Genomic DNA, 19,142 nt, shown 5'->3' on the forward strand with positions numbered 1-19,142 from the left:
CGCCAAATGATTTTATTGATCCAGGGATAAAGCGTATTGTAATGCCGGGATAGTCTTGATAACATCGGCATACATGCGTTGTCCATTGGCTGTACGTCAAGGAGCATTATTTGATTAAAGTACTAATTGTTGATGACCATGCATTGGTTAGAATGGGAATTCGACGATTACTTGAAGATTTGTCGGATGTGAATGTAGTCGCTGACGCTGAAAGCGGTGAGCAGGCTTTAGCATTGGTTAAACAACATGGCCCTGATGTTGTGCTTCTCGATATGAAAATGCCTGGTATTGATGGCTGGGAAGTAACTCGCCGTTTAAAAAAATCTAATCCTCATGTAAAAGTAATTGCCGTTACTGCGATGTGTTCGGATGTATTACCTACTCGTGTTTTGCAGTTAGGTGCCATGGGGTATCTCACTAAAGAGTCTGGAGCCGAAGAAATGGCTGCAGCAATACGTAAAGTAGCTAAAGGTGAAAAGTATTTGAGTGCGGAGATTGCCCAGAAAATGGCAATTAACAGTTTGGAAGAAGTACAAGGTTCACCTTTTAACATGCTGTCAGAACGCGAAATGCAGGTGATGTTAATGATCACTCGCGGGATGACTGTGCAGGAAATTAGTGACCGACTATTCCTGAGCACCAAAACAATTAATGGATATCGTTATCGTACTTTTGAAAAGCTGGGCATTAAAAATGATGTCGAGCTGACCTACTTAGCGTTAAAACACGGAATTATCGAAAACCCAAATGATATAGCATCAGAAGATTAGCATGCAAAATCGCGCTCAAGAACTGGCGCAGTTTCTTACGAAATTGCCCAGCGGTCCTGGTATTTATAGAATGCTGGATGAGGCAGGTACGGTATTGTATGTTGGAAAGGCATCGAATCTTAAAAAAAGAGTTAACAGTTATTTTAATAAACAAAATACTGGGGTTAAAACTCGTTCTTTAGTCAGTCAAATTGCATCCATTGAGGTATCGGTCACGCGCAGTGAGACGGAAGCCTTATTATTGGAAAGTAATCTGATTAAAGCGTTGCGGCCAAAATACAATGTGCTGTTGCGTGACGATAAAACCTATCCGTATATCCATATTTCTGAACATCCTGATTTTCCGCGCATCGAAATTTATCGCTCGAAAAAAAAACCATTAACGGGAAATTTTTTCGGTCCTTATCCTAGCGTTACCGCAGTTAAAGAAACAATTGTAACCATCCAGAAGGTATTTAAAATTCGAAATTGCCGGGACAGTTTTTTCAATGCGCGCTCACGTCCTTGTTTGCAATATCAAATTAAACGCTGTACTGCTCCTTGTGTGGATTATATTTGCCCGGAAAATTATCAGCGCTCGATTCAAGATGCGATTCGTTTCTTACAAGGAAAAAGCCAATTAATTCTTGATGAATTGGCGGCGAGCATGGAAAAGGCGGTCGCGGAGCTGCGCTTTGAGGAAGCCGCGGTGCTTCGCGATCAGATTAAAAACTTGCGTTTGGTGCAAGAGCAGCAAGGGATGATGCAACTCAGCGGGGATGCTGATGCCATTGCTATTGAGGTTAATCCGGGGTTTTCGTGCATTCAATGTGTCACTATCCGTGAAGGCCAAGTGTTGGCCAGCCAGAGTTTCTTCCCATCCATGCCTACAAAGGCTTTAGATGAAGAGTTGGACATGGATGAGTTATGGCAGCAGACATTTGATGCCTTTATTGGCTTTTATTATCTCGATATGCCAGAGCGCATCCCGCCATTAATTATTACCAACCATACCTTATCGGATCATCAGCCATTGCAAGAAGCGTTAACTCAAAGACGCGGCAAAATCTGTAAGATACAAGTTAACCCTCGGGGCTCTAAATCGCGTTGGATGGATTTTGCCTTGAATAATTTGCGTGTTTCTCTTGCTGAATACGTGACCAAGCATTCGACTATGCGGTCTCGTTTTAATGAATTAGAAAAATTCTTACAGCTTAAAAAACCAATTGAGCGGATGGAGTGTTTTGATATTAGCCATACTCAAGGAGAGTCGACGGTTGCTTCATGTGTCGTTTTTGATCATGAAGGTCCTAATACACGCGAATATCGGCGCTTTAATATTGAAGGTATTACTCCGGGGGATGATTACGCTGCGATGGAGCAAGCCATTACCCGCCGTTTTAAACGTTTGCTTGAGGCGCAATCTTTGCCTGATTTGTTAATTATTGATGGGGGCAAAGGACAGGTTGGGGTGGCACAGCGGGTGCTGGGGTCGTTAAATATTTGCGATGTGTTGTTATTAGGTGTAGCTAAAGGTCCCTCACGTAAGGCAGGGTGGGAAAAATTGATTTTAGTTCATGAGGAACGAGAGCTCATTTTACCTGATGAATCGAAGGCTCTACATTTATTACAACATATTCGTGATGAGGCGCATCGTTTTGCGATTACGGCGCATCGTAAGAAAAGGCAAAAACGAGGTTTGGAATCCTCTTTAGAGGATATTGATGGAGTAGGAGCTAAACGTCGGCAAGCTTTATTACACCGTTTTGGTGGGCTCCGTGAATTAGCGAAGGCTCCTTTAGAGGAAATTGCCAAGGTTCCAGGAATCAGCGAGCATTTGGCTGTGCGTATTTTTCATTATTTTCATCCTGAGTGATTCAAATCCATAAGTCATCGCGAATGAAATGAAGGACCACCTAAATTTTGCACTAAACCTCATTTGGGAGAGCCTTCGTCGTAAACGCCCCAGAATGATGTCTTCTTAATCTTCCCATAATCTTACTTTGTTATTATTAACACATGGAAGTTTATTTAGTGAAGTGTTGATATGGTAGGTAAAAAGAATCCACCGGTTGTTTTGTCAATAAAATCCTCTACCTTAGGGAGAAGGATGGAGGTTGATCTTGAGCCTTTACAAGACTTTAAACGCTTCTGGCAAGATGGGGAAGGAGATCAAAGAGAAATATGGCAAGTACTAGCTGATAATTACATCAACAAACCCTACCTTGATGTACCTGCTTTATTTCGCGGCTATGTGGATATTACCCATGATAATTTCACTGTGCATCATCGTAATCATGACACTACCCACGCTGTAAGACAACGTCTTTATGCGCAAAATTATCTGGATTTGATCCAGAACTATGGCAATCAAGAATATGCACCTATTGCTACAGAAATTAATAATAATGATGAGCTCAAAGCTTGCTTGGAACTGGCTATTTACTTATGTCGTAGTGGTCGAACCAATGAAAAATCAGGAAAAGATGATCCATCCAATGCCCAACGTTCGGCGCAATTATTTGCGGTTGTGGCTGTGGAAATGGGTTTTGATCCAGATTTAGTTAATTTCTTGCAGTTTGCTGTAGGAACACATGCACCCAAATTAGGAAATCACCAGGATTTAGTTGATAAGCTCCCCGGAGAACACAAATTAGCCTTAGCCCATTTATTAAAAGGGGTCATTGATTTAAGTCATCATACCGATTTGGTGCGTTGCAAAGTTGGTCCTCCTCAAGAACCTGTACGTGAACAAATCGACGAGGAGTTGGGCGAATTTTTAGATTCTAAAAAAATTGACGTGAAGCGCGCGACCACTAACTTTTTGGTTCATGCTACTCAATTGTGCAAAATGACCGGAACTCGGGTTAAATTCGAAACATTTTCACAACAAGATAAAGAGAATAACCCTAAATTAAAAGTACAACACGCACGTGATGTAAATAGATCAATGGAGCAGTTGCGCGCAGTAAAACTCGACCCACATCGAATTATTCATGAAGGCCCACAGGGCGATTTTGCTGAATTGTTAAGACAGGTTTCAGTGACTGGTGTTTTGGATGTAACAAATAAGCAAATCAATACAGTGGAATTAGAGCAAATAAAAAAATGCATTACAGAAAACCCAATTAAAAAGGCATGCTTATTGGGTGTAAAACCTAGGAGTGCGCAAAGAGACTTAGTTGCTGTTTTAAAAGAAAAAAGCGTCAAGCAAGGCCTGCCTATTGAAATGAACCATACAGAGCTTCTTGAACAAGAGTTGGTGGGAGATTTTGATAGGCAATTTCGCCAGCAGGCGATCGATAGACAAAAAGTATCCATGCGTTTTGAACCTTCTCGTCTTGGTGCTGCTTATGAAAAAGGATGGGGGGCTTTCTTTTCTCAATTATGGAAGGAAATTAAAGGAGATGTACCCACTTTTGGCGGCGATACTCATTATACTCAAATCACTAAGGTTAAGAAATTATCTAACCCGGCTCTAGAAGAGCGTTATGATGAACTAAAAAAACCGGTTGATCCGATTTCCGGGATTCTTTCCAAAGAGCTACAGACTATACAAACTGATGATATTCAATTAGAGCCTGGAGAAATGTTACTTTATCATGGTACTAATTCAGAGGTTTCCCCGTTGATTATGCAAAATGGTTTTGATGAAGGGCGCTGCAAATATGTTCAGGGGAATGGTTATGGACCCTTGGGTAAAGGGATTTATTTCACTTCGGAATTGTCCAAAGCTGCAACTTTTTCTACCTGTACTGAATGTAAGCAAAGTGGGATGTGTAGTTGTGTGAAAAAAGGGACTGACCTGCCTGCAGATCGAGTAGTTTTGGTATGTAAGGTTTTTGTTGGTAATCCTGAAATTGTGCTGAAAAAAGGAGGCTTGCAAGATCGCACGCAACCTCAAGCACCTTTTGATTCATACATGGCTTTATCTAAAGATATTGATCCAATTTCTCAGTTTCGCTCGACCGAAGTCTGTGTGCCTTCTGGAAAGCAAATTATTCCTCTTTATGAAATACGTTTTAGTTCTCAACCCAATTTGCTTAAAGCATCCACCTGGGAAAAAACTATTGAACACAATGGCTTAAAGAGAGTGAAGGGCTTATATGAAATCAAGGCCTCAGTAACACTATTAAACGAATTACAGGCATTAAGAGACCTTCCTGCTCCTTTCGAAGTCGTTAAAAAGCAGGCGCATAAGGTGGAAACGGTTATTCAAATAGCCATAAATAAATTAAAAGGGAAAGAGCAAGACTTGCAAGCAGAAATACCCAGAGATCAATACAGGTTAGACAAGATTGCCGTTCAATTACGTGATCTATATAACATAAGAGCTCAATTAACTACCTTCCAAAAGCAAGACATTGATTTAAAACCAAATTTAGAAAAAGAAACAACGCACATTAATAAAGAACCTGGATTTTTACAAAGAGTGCTGCGTTTTATTTTGCCTAAAAATTATGCCCTGAAAAGAGAAGGAGCGGCATTGGCAGCAGAGATTAATAATGGTGAGGGGAATCCTAAGGACTTTCAAGCTAACATGATTCACTGGCTTAATCTGGCAATCGAACGCAATCAGCATAAATCAAGCAATGGGGATATCTCTCATCGTGCGGTTATTACTCAAAAGCTGATTCATTTAAGAGATGCCTTTCGTGATCTAGAGGAAAGAAATCTAAATGATGAAGATTTAAGTAAAGAACTTCATCGATTAGTTACCCATACCTTAGATGGCTTTAAATCCTACGGTGATCTTGTTCCTATGGTTCTGAATTCAACCGCTTATAAGAGTTTATGCGCGTTTCAAGAAACGGCATCAACGATTGTGGGTAAGACGTTCACTACAGTACATAGTGCGTTACGAGGATTGGCTGTTTCTAAAAAGGCTGACTCTGAGCGAGAGTTGGTTATCAAAAACGCTCTAGAACCTATGTCTCTAAAACCAGAGCAGGATGTTGATGTGTCCAAATCGTTAGTAGTTGAAACTACAGATGAAGATGATGATTTTGTTTTGATTGGCGGGGAAGAGCAGAATCCCTCTCCCACCCTCTCAAACTAACAACGTACTTTTTAGGCACGTGTAGCCCGTATTGACGTAGCTTAATACGGGATGTTGTAGCTGGAAAAATTAATAGTTAATTATCTAAAAAGATTCGAATTATTAGTGCTTTACGGTATAGTAGTTAAAATTCTTACTGGATTTGGAATAACGGAGTGATATGGGATCCTGAGCAATACGCCCTCGGAAATTATTTTCAGACGCAAATTAATGAAAAATTTCGCAGTACCTTTAGCGTGCATCCTTTTGGAGATATTTTAGATGTTGGCTGTGGAGATGGCCAATACACTAATTTTTTAGCTAAAACTTATAAGAATAGTAAATTTCTGGCTATTGATAATTCTCCAGAAATGATTGCTCACGCAAAAGACTATTGGACGAGTAAAAATCTTTCCTTTGAAGTTCAACGTATTGAGAAATACCATCAAGCGTACATGTTTGATTTTGTGCTGTCTTTTTGGTGTTTGCAGTGGACTAAAATCGAAGTTGCTTTTATCAATATTTATCAAGCCTTAAAAATGGAAGGGCGATTTTATGCGACCTTTTCTTCCTTTTCTGAGAGTAGTATTTTACAAATTTGGTATGAGTTGGCCAAAAGGGGGCGGCATATTGAGGTGGCAAATGACAACATACAAAGGCTGCTGCCGTATGCAAATTATTTCTATCGTGTATTGAGTGCGGTGAGTCAGACCCCTTTTCGGCATGTTAAAATGGATTTAAAAACTTATCGAATAGCTCTTCCTAATATTAATTATATGAAAAATTTAATATTGATTTTGCCAGCCATAAAGAAAATCCCTGAAGCCCTACAGGGTGAGCTTATCGCTGACATGCTGGATGCATTTGAACATATTTGCCAGCGTAAATATGGAGGGAAGCTCTATTACGAGACCCGACCTATTTTTATAGAAGCGGTTAAGTAGTCATCGGTTAAATTGACATCCCCCTCATTAGTTCCAACACAACAAAATTTTAACAAACAGCTATTGACACAATAATAGCCAAAAATCATAATTTATTTTCATCATGGTGATGAGGCACTCGGATCGTCGAAGGTGTTGGAGTAATAGCCTACGTTAGGGACGTCATTTTTGAATGAAGTGAAGGATCTCCTGAATCAAGTAGAGTGATCTTCGGACTAGTATTCAGTCCGATTCAGGAGAGCCTTCGCCGTAAGCGCCTCAGGATGACGTGTTTTTTGATAACTATTACGTTATAGAAACTGCATAAATGGATGTGTAAAATGTTCGAAAAACACAATAACAAACCGCGCACGCAAAAACAGGTAAAGCAACCCAGCAGAACATTATCTGTGGGGCTTATACAAAATGAAGAGCCTGACCGTACCTATTACATTACCAGCACAATTGAAAATATTGGTCATTTTCTTTTCTCTCAGACACAAGAACTCTATAAGGCAATTAGCCTTGCATTTTCGGCGGATTCTTTAGATTGGCGCAATTTCAAGCGCTACGCATGGCCCGTTGTAAGTTCAGGAATCGCTTTAGTTTTTGGCGAATTACTAACCCGCGGCATGAGCCAATATCAGACGGATAGCGAAGACTATGATTTTATTTATAAATTTATTCTTGGCGCTGCCATTTTAAGCTGTAGCGCTCTAAATCGGATCACCGACAAACACTTTAAATCAACAGCCGCATTTTCTGCCGCAGTTGCTAGTGAGGTGGTGGCCATCACCTATATGTATTATTCTGTTTTCGCAGGAACGCAACGATTAACTAGCGAACAATTTTCCGAAGATTATTCCTTAATTGCTAGCATTGGTGCTAGTGCTCTATTTGTGCCCTCTGGTTTTTCGTTTCTTACTCAAAAGGCGCAGAAACAATTATTAAAATGGCAACATAATCGAGGAGCCCAACGTTCTGATACAGCAACTATCCCTAGTGGTTTAACTCCAGTTGGTAATTTCTATTTTCAACTTGGTCATATCATGGCTAGGGAATTGATGCCCATACCCCGCTTATTTCAACTTGGTCTTATTGCGGAAAATATCCGGCAAGGGGAAGGCACTTTGCGACAATTTCGCAATGTTCCTGCTTTAATTGCTGATCTAACCCCGGCAGCAATTAGAGAGTCTTTAGCCCAACAAGCAATGATTCAAGACGACTATGAATATAATCATAAGGAATATCAGGTTTTAAAATTTACCCCGCAGGGTGCTCATTGGGTTACGGTACAAGGATATCAATTACGCACAGGGGATCTGGTTTTTTGCAACCAGGCGATTGATTTAGCTTCGGTTAAAATCTCAGGGGAGCTGGTTGCCTTAAAGCAAGATAAACAAGGGTACTTCCTTGAGGAGCTTGAACAACAAAAGTTTAGCGTGAACCTGAAAGCACAAAATGGCGAGGATGTCTGGATAGAGCATCACTCCAAAACGGTATGGGATAGCCTTCATAAAACAGTTAGTTTGGGTTTGGTGCGTGATGGCAAGCAAGCAGGGGTTATGGTTGGGGATAAATTAAATTTGTTTGGAGCAAAGAATTTTTTCATTCAAATCAAACCTGCTGATGAGTTTTTATCAAATAACGATATTCGCAAAGTAGCGGTAATTAATCAGATTATCGGTGATCGTAAACGCAGGAGTGTGTACCATTCTCTTATGGCCTCGGCTGGATTAGCGGTTTGTACACAACACGAGCTACGCTTGCTACCTGCGGAAATGTCCAAATACGCCTTCAATGTTTTTCAGGCCATGATTCCTTTTTCAGAACAATTTTTGCGGGAAATGGTTAATGGGCAATTATTGAAACAAGTAAATAAAAATCTAGGGGATAAACCTCTAGAAACTATTGATGCGCTGCGCATTGTCGATTTATGTCATGCACTCAGCGGGTATTATCGTGATCGCTTTCCTCAAGGGGTTGCAATTATTTCTGATAAAACTGGTACCCTAACCACCAATGGTATGAATGTGTTGGGATTATGGACCACTTCAATGCCTGCCCAAATACAGCATTTATTGAAAGAGAAAGAGCTCCGTCTTTTACCTGCCGGTACCCAATTATCTGAAGTGTTCGAGCTTTTTTGTCAGGCTTATACCAACAACCCGAAAGAGATGGAGCCTGAGGAAGATGCTATATTGCAATTACTTAATTCATTACTTAATCAAAAATCGAATTTACAGGTTGTTGTGCTTGGAAATAACCATTTTAGAAAAACTATTTCCCTAAATGAGAATAAAAAAGAAATAGAAACCTTTCACCTCGGCTTATATCGAAATTTTGGTGGGCGTTTAACTTTGGTGCGTGACGGTTCAAGCCACTACTTAGTTTTTTGTGGTATCCCCAAGGCGAGTGTCTTTGATAATACTTCTTTGCTTCGTGATTATTACAGTATGGACACGCGTACAGGCGTTTTATCACGGGATTGGTGTGTTGCGAGAGCGGAACTTAACGAAAAGCAATTTAAGCAGTTACAGGAGTATTTTGATCAGGATAAGAAAAAAGAAATTGAATCCTTCATCATGATGAATCAGCAGCTGCTGGAACGCATGCAACATCATGGAACGTTTATTATTGATAATCCTATTAAAAAAGGTGCTGAACACTTTATTAGTTCCTGTCGCAGCATTCAGGTGCCAGTATTTGTTGCTACGGGGGATACGACGAAAGCCGCCGAAAATATTGCTAATGTTTTATGTCCTCAGTACGCAAAAAAAATTAGCATCTTACGTGCTGAACATTTGGATAGTGATAACACTCACTTGGATGAAGAACATATTCCTCCAGAGAGTACGGTAATTTTTTCTGGGATTAATTCTGCAGTGTTAGCAGCATTTCAGAAATTATTATTTCGTGAAAAATCGGCCCGCCCCGTAATTATTTTTGCAGAAATGAGCACGGAGGGAAAAGGTATTTTGGCCCGCTTTTTAAAGGACAATCAATTTTTCATTATGGCTAATGGTGATGGAAGTAATGATGTGCTGATGATGAAAGAGGCGCACACGGTAATTGCGCACTGCGCAGATGATAATTCATTGGCTCCTGGAGTTGGCGCCTTGGCCGATCTTACTGATGTGCAATTACGTAGGCTTTCAAGCTCGGACAGCTCATTTTATGAGCGATTTGATATTGCTGATCAACGCAGTAAATTTATTCAGCTTTTTGCAGGGGTAGCTAATTCCCAAGAAAAAGGAATGTTGGCGTTGACGCTTAAAAGCAGCAAGATGAGCTTTGAATTGGCGCGTAATGTATTAGGTCCTGAGGCAGTAAAAGAAATGTATCAGCAACATTGGCTTAGTGTGGGCTTTGATCTAAGCTGGCTATGGGTTGCTTACTATGAAATTATGCAAAGCGTGGGTTTACCTATGGATAATCAAAATATCAGTGCCTCTGGGCTGATTACTAACAGCATGGGCTTGGCAATGATGGTCGCTTTAGTTGAGTCATTAACCAATTATTTAGCTTTTGGTGAGTCAACGAATCTGATTACTATGGTTATGATGTTAATGCTCTTACCGATTGTCTTAAAGAGTGTCTTTTCCAGTTTTAAAGCAGTACAAGATAGGATTTATCCAGAATCCCTCAGTATTGTTGAACTTGACGAGGAAGAGCAAACAGCAGGGCCACAAAGACAGCCCCAATCTTGGTGGGGTTCGGTGCGTTCATTCTTTCATAATCCTCGCACGTTAACTCCAGGAGAGGAACCGCAACTTAGTCATGGGCTTACTCAATAACTAAAACGGTAACCTTGATTATGCCACGCTTTGAAAAATCCTTTCATTTTTATCAAACCGTAGACGCCGCGGGTTGCCCGCGGCATCCATAGCTGTGTAATATAGATAGAGTCTGAACGCTTATTTTTAGGACGGAGTTTTTTTTAAAGCCTCTTCTACACTAATAAACCGATATCCATGCTGCTCATACATTTGCAATAAATCATCTAAAAAATAGCTATTTAAAAGATTGGCATGCAGAAGTAAAATTTGCTTCGTTGAGTTGCATCGCTGATTGTGTTCCGCAAAAATCGTTTGTTGCCAGACAAAGTCTAAATATTGTTGGCGTAGCTTATTTAATAGTTCTGGATTGGAGCTTATCTCGTTAATAAGTTTCATATTGAATATGAAATCGCGGCTATCAATAGTCACGGGAGCCACTCGGTAATGGTTTTTCTTTAAATAATGGAGGACCTTTTGTTTCTTAGCCAAACTGCTTTCGGAAAGATAAGGATAACGATAATATTTGGTCCCCGTCATGAGTGGGCTAAGGATTTTATCTGCACGATCCACATCGGCAATATAGGATGCAGCGGATATTTTTCGTAAGTTAACATGAGAATAACTATGGTTGCCTAAAAGAAAGCCTGAGTCTAAAAACGCATGAAGGTCCTTTAAGCTTTCTTCATTGATATTTTGGGCAATAACAAAGCCAATAGCAGGAGCCTTATGTTTTGTTAATGCATGGGTTATTTTTTCAAATTGAGTGTGCTCAAGGGGCAAATCATCTAAGGTAATTGCAATCGTACGTTCTTTAGGAGTACAGGGAGTTGTCTTGGGCGCGGTTGCATAAGTAATCATTGAGATGATAATAAAAAAAAGAGCTATGATTAAAGAATTTCTTCGCATTACAAATCCCAATTAATTAAGAAGTTCGTACTTGAATAGGTTTCCATGTTCGTCATTTTACCATCACTATTTCCTAAATTGTAGCTACCCTAGCGAAAGTCAGAAGGGGAGTTAGGATAGTGTGTTGCATCTTCCTGAAAAGAATGTTATCAAATTAGAATGGTTTAAAATTAACCTATTTTTCATGTGTATTTTTCAAGGACATGTCTCAAGGAGTGAGCATCATGGGTAGAGAGAAAAAATATTACACATCATACCAAGCAATGCCGAGTAGCGCGCGTTTTTGGCTGTATTCCGAGGCATGTTATACTGATGAAGAACTGGGCTTAAGGGCATGGGTATTAAATATCCGCGCCAATTCAGGAATTCATTCAGATTACCTTCTCAATTCAGGATCTTGGTTTTCTAATGATGATGAACAAGCGCTGATCAATGTTTATGATAACTCTTGGTTTTACTCAAGGGCATATAAAACACGCCAGGTTCTGAGAATGGGGGATTTTTTAGTAAAACCTCTTGACACTCAGCGTTTGCAGTGGCCCCAATTATATGAATTGATGCAACGAACAGGGGATTATTTAAGGTTACGCAATAAAAACTTGCGAACAGAACATTTAAATCAGCCAATGAATTTTATCATGCTGGATATAAACAATATTCTGAAAGGAATAAGCCAGAATCCAAATATCGGGCAAACTAAGAAAGAATTAGAGCATTTGCATCATTATATTCTGGCGATTGAAACTAATACCTCACCCTTAGTGGGTTCCGATCGGTTATTTTTAGCAAATTTACGTGCAGCCATTAATAATGAAGTTAAACCTTATTTAACGCATCTCGCGGAATCTCAATTATTAAAAGACCGCTTAGTTGAATTATCTAAAGCAACGCAGCAACTTTATACTGAATGTAATCGAGGAGCGCATTTTGCGTTTAATCCTAATGCAATTAATCCACATCCCCGAGATTTGGTTAGTGGGCAACTGGATGATTTAAAAGCTTATCCAACCTTGGCAGCTAAAGAGTGTGCTAAAAAAGAAACACAAGCAGTTGCAGCGTCTACGTCGGCTTTGAGTTTGTCCCCTGAAGAATTGCGCAACTGTGCCAATTTTAGTCTCATCAACATGGAGGATGAGGTATTGCAGCTTTATGCTCAAGCCATTGTTGATTTAAATGAATTGGCTCGATTTCAAAAAATCATTGAGCAAACTATTGGACTTTTGGGGCAGGCTGGTGAGGTTTATACCGTTTATCAATTTAAAGAGCAGTTAACATTATTGCTTAAACAGCTCGATTATTTTGTCGATTTTTCCGCCCAAACGATGGACGACTTATTGCTTGAAAATACGCAAGCCTATCATAAGGCAATTCAGGATGAACAAAAGTTATCTTTTTTCCAACGATGGTTTACTTCAGAGGAAGAGAAATTAGATACTTTTATTAAGAATCAGGATATATTGGCGCAATATCCTTCCACAGCATCTGAGCTTGCGAATACCAGGCAGGGTTTGAAAAAAAGTGTGGCTCAGATTCTAGAACATTTAAATAAGCCATCGATTCAAGAGACAAACTTTGTTGCGATCGCGGATCAGGCGCAAGAATTAAATCGCTTAATGGGATCCATGCATGAGTGGGTCACGGTGCAGTATGAGGCTAAGGGATTAACTCCGCCTCAAAAGCCTGAGCAGTTACGTATTTTACCCGAGGTACCAGTACCGCCTTTGGCTGACTGTGCCCCAACTACAGTAGATGAAATTTTATCTACTAGCAATATAAGCACTCATTTCTATCAGGAGCGTATGGCTGCTCCGAATAATACGTCGGCTATTTGTCCTCCTGATCAACCAGAATGTTCCTCAGTTAATGTGCCACAGGCAAGTTCTCAGGATTCCATTTATCTGATAGGTTTAGTTACTTTACTTCCCATAGGGTTAATTCTTCTTTATCTACTCTTTAAATCACGCCCGTCTACAGAACCAGATCCTATTGTTTATGGAAGTAAGGAAGAGTTTGATGAGGCTCTTGTCAGGCTAGAAGATTTAATTGCTCAAGTGAAAATGGCCCATGAGTATGACGAAGATGGCTATGATAAATTGGACTTTGATGATTTTATTAGCCGATACGATCGCTTACGTACTAAAGCGCATTCAAAGTGCTATGAGGTAGAAAATTTAAAAGAGCTTCATGACGAGATGATTGCTTATTATGAGGAGTTCCTGAACCAAAAGATGTACTTGCGGTAACAATATCAGGAGGAGCAGATTACAACTATATTCCGAATTACCGCAGTTAAGCCGCGGTAATTCGGAAAGTTATAATTAGACAGCATGGTAATTTAAGTATGTTTTACTAGAGTGTGATATTTTTTGTTCATTCAGTCTGTAAAAAAAACAGCAAATCATTGACTCTCATCTACGACAATGCGTGTTACTAGAACCAATATTTTTTTTCTATAAAACTCAAGCTAAATTACTGGTAAAAGTAACAATATTGGTACTAAACTTATTCTATATGCTCGTAGTCCTAAAAATGCAGTCAAGCTTATAGCGGGGGATCGCTAAAGCATTTTTTTTAGGATAGGAATAATTAAAGTAACTTAGAATTTAAGCATAAATCTTGCATAAAATAATAAAAAGTTAGTGAGAAGGGGGCGGCATATGAAAAAAATAATGTTAATTGCATTGATGATGCTTATGGGTGCCGTAGCAAACGCAGGGTTTTACGGTACAGGATTATGTGGCTACCCGCAATATAATTGCATCACCATAGTCTCAGGGCAAAATTGGGAAAATTTGTTTCCAGATCCACAACAGCGAGATGTAGTCCAACGCATCAATCGAACTTATAACCCTCTCTGGGCAGGTAAGGTCATTGCCGTACCTAAAAATTTGGCATACCTAAATATGTTGGATGTTGCTCCATTTCCTCTTAAAATCCCTAGCGAAAACCAAAAAGAGATTATTGTTGATCAAGATAAACTCGCATGGGGCGCTTATGATGCTCAGGGAAACCTGGTGAAATGGGGACCTATCTCGTCTGGAAGAGATAAATGCTCTGACTCCAATCGTTCTTGCCGTACTTTGACGGGGATTTTCCGTGTCTTCAGTAAAGAAAATGAAAAATGCACCTCAGATGTATTCCCCATAGGTAAAGGGGGAGCTAAGATGCCGTATTGCATGTATTTCCATAAAGGCTTTGCATTGCATGGTTCAGATGACATTCCAGGTGTGAGAGCAAGTCATGGTTGTGTGCGCATGTTTGTTGAAGATGCGAAATGGTTGAATCGTGATTTCGTCGAGTTATCCAGTGAACGTAATAATTTCATGGGTACGGTGGTGATTGTACGTCCAATAAATGACAGTGAGAAAATATGATGAATACTCTAAAAAAATTCACCTCAATTTCTTTAATGCTTTTTGTTGGACTATCATCGGCTGAACTTGAGGCAGCGAAAGCTAAAAAAACTGATCCAGTAGAAGCCCAACAAAAGGCTGCGAAGGAAGAGGCTCGATTCCCTATAGGGTGTACTCCAGTGGGTCATGAGCAACGCCTTAAAGTGTTAACTCTTTTTCCTGGAAAAGAAGGAGCTTTGCAATCCTTATACTTCTTTTACAATAAATTACCCCAGACAGTAAGTTTGTATCAAATGCGTGATGAAGACAGTGAATATTCTACTCGCTTCAATCATACTATTGCTCCTAATCAGTGGGCAGCATTGGCTACAGGCGAGCCTTTGGTTCGATTTGTCTGTACTTTAGGAGATGGCAAAAAGTCCTACGGAAAAATAGTGGATTGTGCTGACACGGTTAAAGTTTGTGAATATGTACATGTAAAATTTGGTTTAAATAATAAAGGCAACTTCTGGGTTTCAGATGGTAACTCAAGAAATGGGGCCGTTAATGATGTAGTACATTATGGCATTATACCAGGGGTATAAATATCAATTCAGCAACGGGATTTGCCAGTGAATTAAGATTGAATTGCCATGTATAGAGGGAGAATCTTCATGAAATCGCTAGTGCCTTGGGTATGTTTGCTCGCAGCAACCGCCAGCCAGCAGGTTGTTGCTGATGATTTCAGCGCTTATCGCTTAGGAAATTATAATAAGGCGATCGAGCCGTTAATGAGTCAAACCGGAAAAAATGCGGTTGCTGATTATTATTTAGGACGCATTTATCTGTATGGATACGGTCAACTAAAAAATACCCAGTTAGCAATGCGCTATTTTACGCAATCTGCGCGTAAAGGCTATTTACCTGCAATTATGCTCGTTGCTAAATATGCTTTACTGCACGATAAAGACCCAGAGCATGCGGTAACCTGGTTTAAGCAGGCTGCGGCGGCAGGGAACGTAGATGCACAAATGTTTGTAGCTGCGGCCTATCTTTATGGCATTGGCGTGAAGAAAAATTACGATACGGCAACTCGTTTTTATATCGATGCGGCAAAAAATGGTAATTCTATTGCTCAATATACTCTGGCTGAAAATTTTATCAACAGCCGCCATTCATCCAACAATAAGTTAGGTCTTATTTGGTTAAATAAAGCGGTAGCTAATGGAAATCCCCAGGCACTAACTAAATTAGGCAGCCTGTATCTTTCTGGCAAACTGGTTGATAAAGATGTTGAGAAGGGAACCGAATTATTAAATAAAGCTGCAGCTCAAGGTTTTGCTCCAGCAATGGTTAAATTAGGTGAGGTCGCACTAGCGCAAAATCAAAAAGACCAAGCACTAAAATGGTTTGAAAAAGTAGGAAATTACCAAAATAATGAAGCTTATCTTGACTTGGCTGAGGTTTACTTGGATGCAAAAAGCCCGGTACATGATCCTAAAACAGCTTTTTTATGGACATTAAAGGCTGCGCAAAATGATTCGACAGAAGCAAAACGCCAACTTGCTGAGTTTTATAAAAAAGGCATTGGGGTTGAGGCTGATCTGGATATGGCAAAGCAATGGCAAGATCAGGCAAACCAAGATGAAAAAGCAAGTAATCAAGGGAAAGCTTTAGCTGCTGCGGCTTTATGGTTAAGCAATGGCACCACAGATAAGTTAGCTCACACCGCTTATCAAATGAATGGTATTTTAAGCGCTTGGAGTAATCCTACAGTTTTAGGCGATTATTCATACAATCAATCACCTAAGTTAAAAACCATCTCTCGTCATAGTATCTTTAAGCCTCAATTTGAGTTGGTACAACCTAATGATGTGCCCATTACTAGCTATTATGATGCGCTTTTAAGCCGTGAGTCTAGCGCGCAGTCCAATCAATGGATGTATCCAGTTTATCCGTTAAATAATCAAGTAGCTGAGGTAGAGCGTGCAAACAGCCTTATTGTTGCTCATCCTGATTTACCTGCCCCTTACCTTGATGCGCAGTATGCGGATCTCGTGTCACAAGAGCCAAGTATTATGGATATGTGGACGGAGGGTTGGCAAAAGCAAGTTAATATGATGTCGGAATTTTATCAATTATATAACCGCGCAATATTAGGGGATGCACAAACGCAATTTGAAATAGGGCAAATGTTCCAATATGGCATAGGAGTGACCCAAAACGATTCCGCTGCCATTGCGTTTTATCAAAATGCGGTACAGCAACAGCATTTAGGTGCTGAGTATAATCTCGGTATGTTGTATTTACAGCGTGCGAAGAGTAAAGAGGATTATCAGCTGGCTTTAGAAGATTTAACTGACGCAGCATTTAAAGGAAATAAAAACTCTCAATACGTCCTGTCTAGAATTCTGGAAAAAGGGATAACTGGACCTGAGGGGGGGGAGTATATTAAAGCGGATCCCGAGCAAGCCAATTCTATGTTGTATTTGGCTGCAGCAAACAATTATGGGCTGGCTGAATACGATTTAGCTGACCGCTTAGCACGGCAGCATGATAGTGATTTAAGTGTCGATGCGAAAAAGGAAAAAATTGCGTTAATTCGTCAATTGTATCAAGGAGCTGCGGATCGTGGTATTTCCAATGCTTTATTACCTCTAGCATTTTATAATGCCATGGACAGTAATGCGCAAAGAAAGGCGAAAGCTTTTGCGGTTGCTAAAGAACAGGCTGAAGCGGGAAATGAAAAAGCAGCATTGCTTCTTGGACTGCTTTATGATCGCGGCATAGGAGTTAGTGCCGATCCTGCACAAGCAATACACTGGTACCAGCAAGCTGGGCAAAATTCGGTAAGCCAATTTATTTTGGGTACTTATACTGCTGAAGGTAAAGGTGTTGAGAAGAATAATGAACAAGGAATGGTGCAATTGCAACAAGCAGTAAAAGATAAGTTCTCTTATGCGGACTTTAATATGGCAGTATTGTTGCAACAGGCAAAAAGGGACTTCTTACCCGATTTAATTCATTCTTATGAATTAGGCAATAGTCATGCAGGGATTGTTCTCGCGGATTATTATCTGGCGGAAAATACCGATGCAAATAAAATGAAAGAAGCCAGAACGATTTATGAAGGTTTGGCTCAGAAAGGAGATAAATACGCGCAGTTAAAATTAGCCTACATGGATGAAAATGGTTTGAGTGCTGCTCCTGATATGGCTGGCGCGCAACGCTGGTATACTGCTGCTGCAGAGCAGGGTGAGCCACTGGCAGAATATTTATTAGGCCAATTCTATCAATTGGGTTACAACGGTGAGCCTGATTATAGTGCCGCAAAAGATTGGTTCCAAAAAGCCGCTGCGACCTTACCAGAAGCTTATGTTGCCTTGGGCTTTATTAATGAGACTGTGGATGATAATTATCCCCAAGCGCTTCAGGCTTATGAAAAGGCCGCGGCTAAAGGTAATGCCCTAGGTATTTATAATTTAGGTCTGATGTACCTGTATGGTAAAGGTACTCCAGTGGATTACTTAAAAGCTAAAGAGTTATTTGTTAAAGCAGCAAATGATCAAGTTCATGACGCAATGAACCAATTAGGTAGCATCTACTTTATGGGGCTTGGCCAGTCTCGCGATGAACAACAAGCTTTAGCTTGGTATAAGAAAGCGGCAGATTTAGGAAATGCGAATGCACTTTATGAATTAGGGCTACTTTCAGAAACTGGAATTACCTCGAAAATAGATTTTGCTGAAGCGCTTAAGTACTATCAGGCAGCAGCAACTAAGGGTAATGAAAAGGCTATGTTGGCTTTAGCCAGAATGTATCACTATGGATTAGGTGTCGAAAAAGATCCAAAAATGGCAGCAGGTTTCTACCAAAAATTAGCAGCGCGGCAAAATGCATATGCACAATACCAGCTCGGTACTTATTACCTAGAGGGTACTGCGGGTGAGGTATCCCCCTCAAAAGGAAAACTCTTGTTACAACAAGCTAGTGACAATGGCAGCATACAAGCCCGTAAGGTGTTACTACGCATGGAAGCGAAAAACCAGGCACGTGTCAGTTTCGTTGAGCCGGTAACATTGGAGCGCGCACCGATTGTTGCTGGGGAGGCTGCAAATAGGATGTATTTTGATGCATTAAATGAGTGGAATCGAGGGGATGAGCTTTTATCGCGCATGATTTTAAAGCATATAGTGACTCAATATCCTGATTTTGAACCTGCACGCCGTGCGTACGAGCAGGTAAATCAAGCTAAAACAGGCAATTCCTATAGTTAATAATACTGGGAGCGAGCCTGAATAAGGCTCCGCTCTTGGGTTAATACCTAGTCTCTATTAAATCCTATTTTTAACATATAAGGTTGGGCTGTAAAGCCTAGAAAATATAGTGTACGCCATCCTCCGATGAACTTACTG

At 40.2% G+C, this 19,142-nt stretch carries 10 protein-coding genes; 9 read left to right on the forward strand and 1 reads right to left on the reverse strand.

All coding sequences use genetic code 11. The features are described from left to right. Positions 1–110 precede the first annotated feature (110 nt). The 5 genes from letA to E1P08_RS10670 all read left to right on the forward strand — a co-directional run bounded on the left by letA (position 111) and on the right by E1P08_RS10670 (position 10,507). Positions 111–770 (forward strand): two-component system response regulator LetA, encoded by a 660-nt coding sequence (gene letA, locus E1P08_RS10650; protein WP_133136997.1) that lies wholly within the window; start codon positions 111–113, stop codon positions 768–770. A 1-nt stretch (position 771) separates the two neighbouring features. Beyond that, positions 772–2,625, forward strand: coding sequence for an excinuclease ABC subunit UvrC (gene uvrC, locus E1P08_RS10655; protein ID WP_133136998.1), 1,854 nt, complete (start codon positions 772–774; stop codon positions 2,623–2,625). 234 nt (positions 2,626–2,859) lie between these two features. Further along, positions 2,860–5,808 (forward strand): SidE phosphodiesterase domain-containing protein, encoded by a 2,949-nt coding sequence (locus E1P08_RS10660; protein ID WP_165485151.1) that lies wholly within the window; start codon positions 2,860–2,862, stop codon positions 5,806–5,808. Positions 5,809–5,963: 155 nt separating this feature from the next. Continuing rightward, the gene (locus E1P08_RS10665; protein WP_133137000.1) at positions 5,964–6,731 is read left to right on the forward strand and encodes a class I SAM-dependent methyltransferase; all 768 of its coding nucleotides are present in this window, start codon (positions 5,964–5,966) and stop codon (positions 6,729–6,731) included. A gap of 320 nt (positions 6,732–7,051) precedes the next feature. Further along, the gene (locus tag E1P08_RS10670; protein ID WP_165485152.1) at positions 7,052–10,507 is read left to right on the forward strand and encodes an HAD family hydrolase; all 3,456 of its coding nucleotides are present in this window, start codon (positions 7,052–7,054) and stop codon (positions 10,505–10,507) included. A 126-nt stretch (positions 10,508–10,633) separates the two neighbouring features. On the opposite strand, the gene E1P08_RS10675 is transcribed toward E1P08_RS10670, so the two are convergent. Further along, on the reverse strand, positions 10,634–11,395 hold the full coding sequence (locus E1P08_RS10675) for a polysaccharide deacetylase family protein (RefSeq protein WP_133137002.1): 762 nt from the start codon (positions 11,393–11,395) through the stop codon (positions 10,634–10,636). Between the two features lie 224 nt (positions 11,396–11,619). Between E1P08_RS10675 and E1P08_RS10680 the strand changes: the two genes are divergently transcribed. The 4 genes from E1P08_RS10680 (at position 11,620) to E1P08_RS10695 (ending at position 19,004) form a co-directional block, all read left to right on the forward strand. Then, positions 11,620–13,638 carry a hypothetical protein gene (locus E1P08_RS10680; protein WP_133137003.1) on the forward strand — a complete coding sequence of 673 codons (2,019 nt, stop codon included), beginning with the start codon at positions 11,620–11,622 and terminating at the stop codon, positions 13,636–13,638. A 414-nt stretch (positions 13,639–14,052) separates the two neighbouring features. Further along, entirely contained in the window at positions 14,053–14,769 is a 717-nt protein-coding gene (locus E1P08_RS10685) for a L,D-transpeptidase (protein WP_133137004.1), read from the forward strand. Beyond that, a complete protein-coding gene (locus tag E1P08_RS10690; protein WP_165485154.1) occupies positions 14,769–15,332 on the forward strand; it encodes an endopeptidase IV in 564 nt (187 codons plus the stop codon). The genes E1P08_RS10685 and E1P08_RS10690 overlap by 1 nt, the downstream gene beginning before the upstream one ends. A 69-nt stretch (positions 15,333–15,401) precedes the next feature. Next, a complete protein-coding gene (locus tag E1P08_RS10695; protein ID WP_133137006.1) occupies positions 15,402–19,004 on the forward strand; it encodes a tetratricopeptide repeat protein in 3,603 nt (1,200 codons plus the stop codon). Positions 19,005–19,142 lie beyond the last annotated feature (138 nt).

Origin of the sequence: Legionella rowbothamii (assembly GCF_900639985.1) — a bacterium.
Lineage (GTDB): Bacteria > Pseudomonadota > Gammaproteobacteria > Legionellales > Legionellaceae > Legionella > Legionella rowbothamii.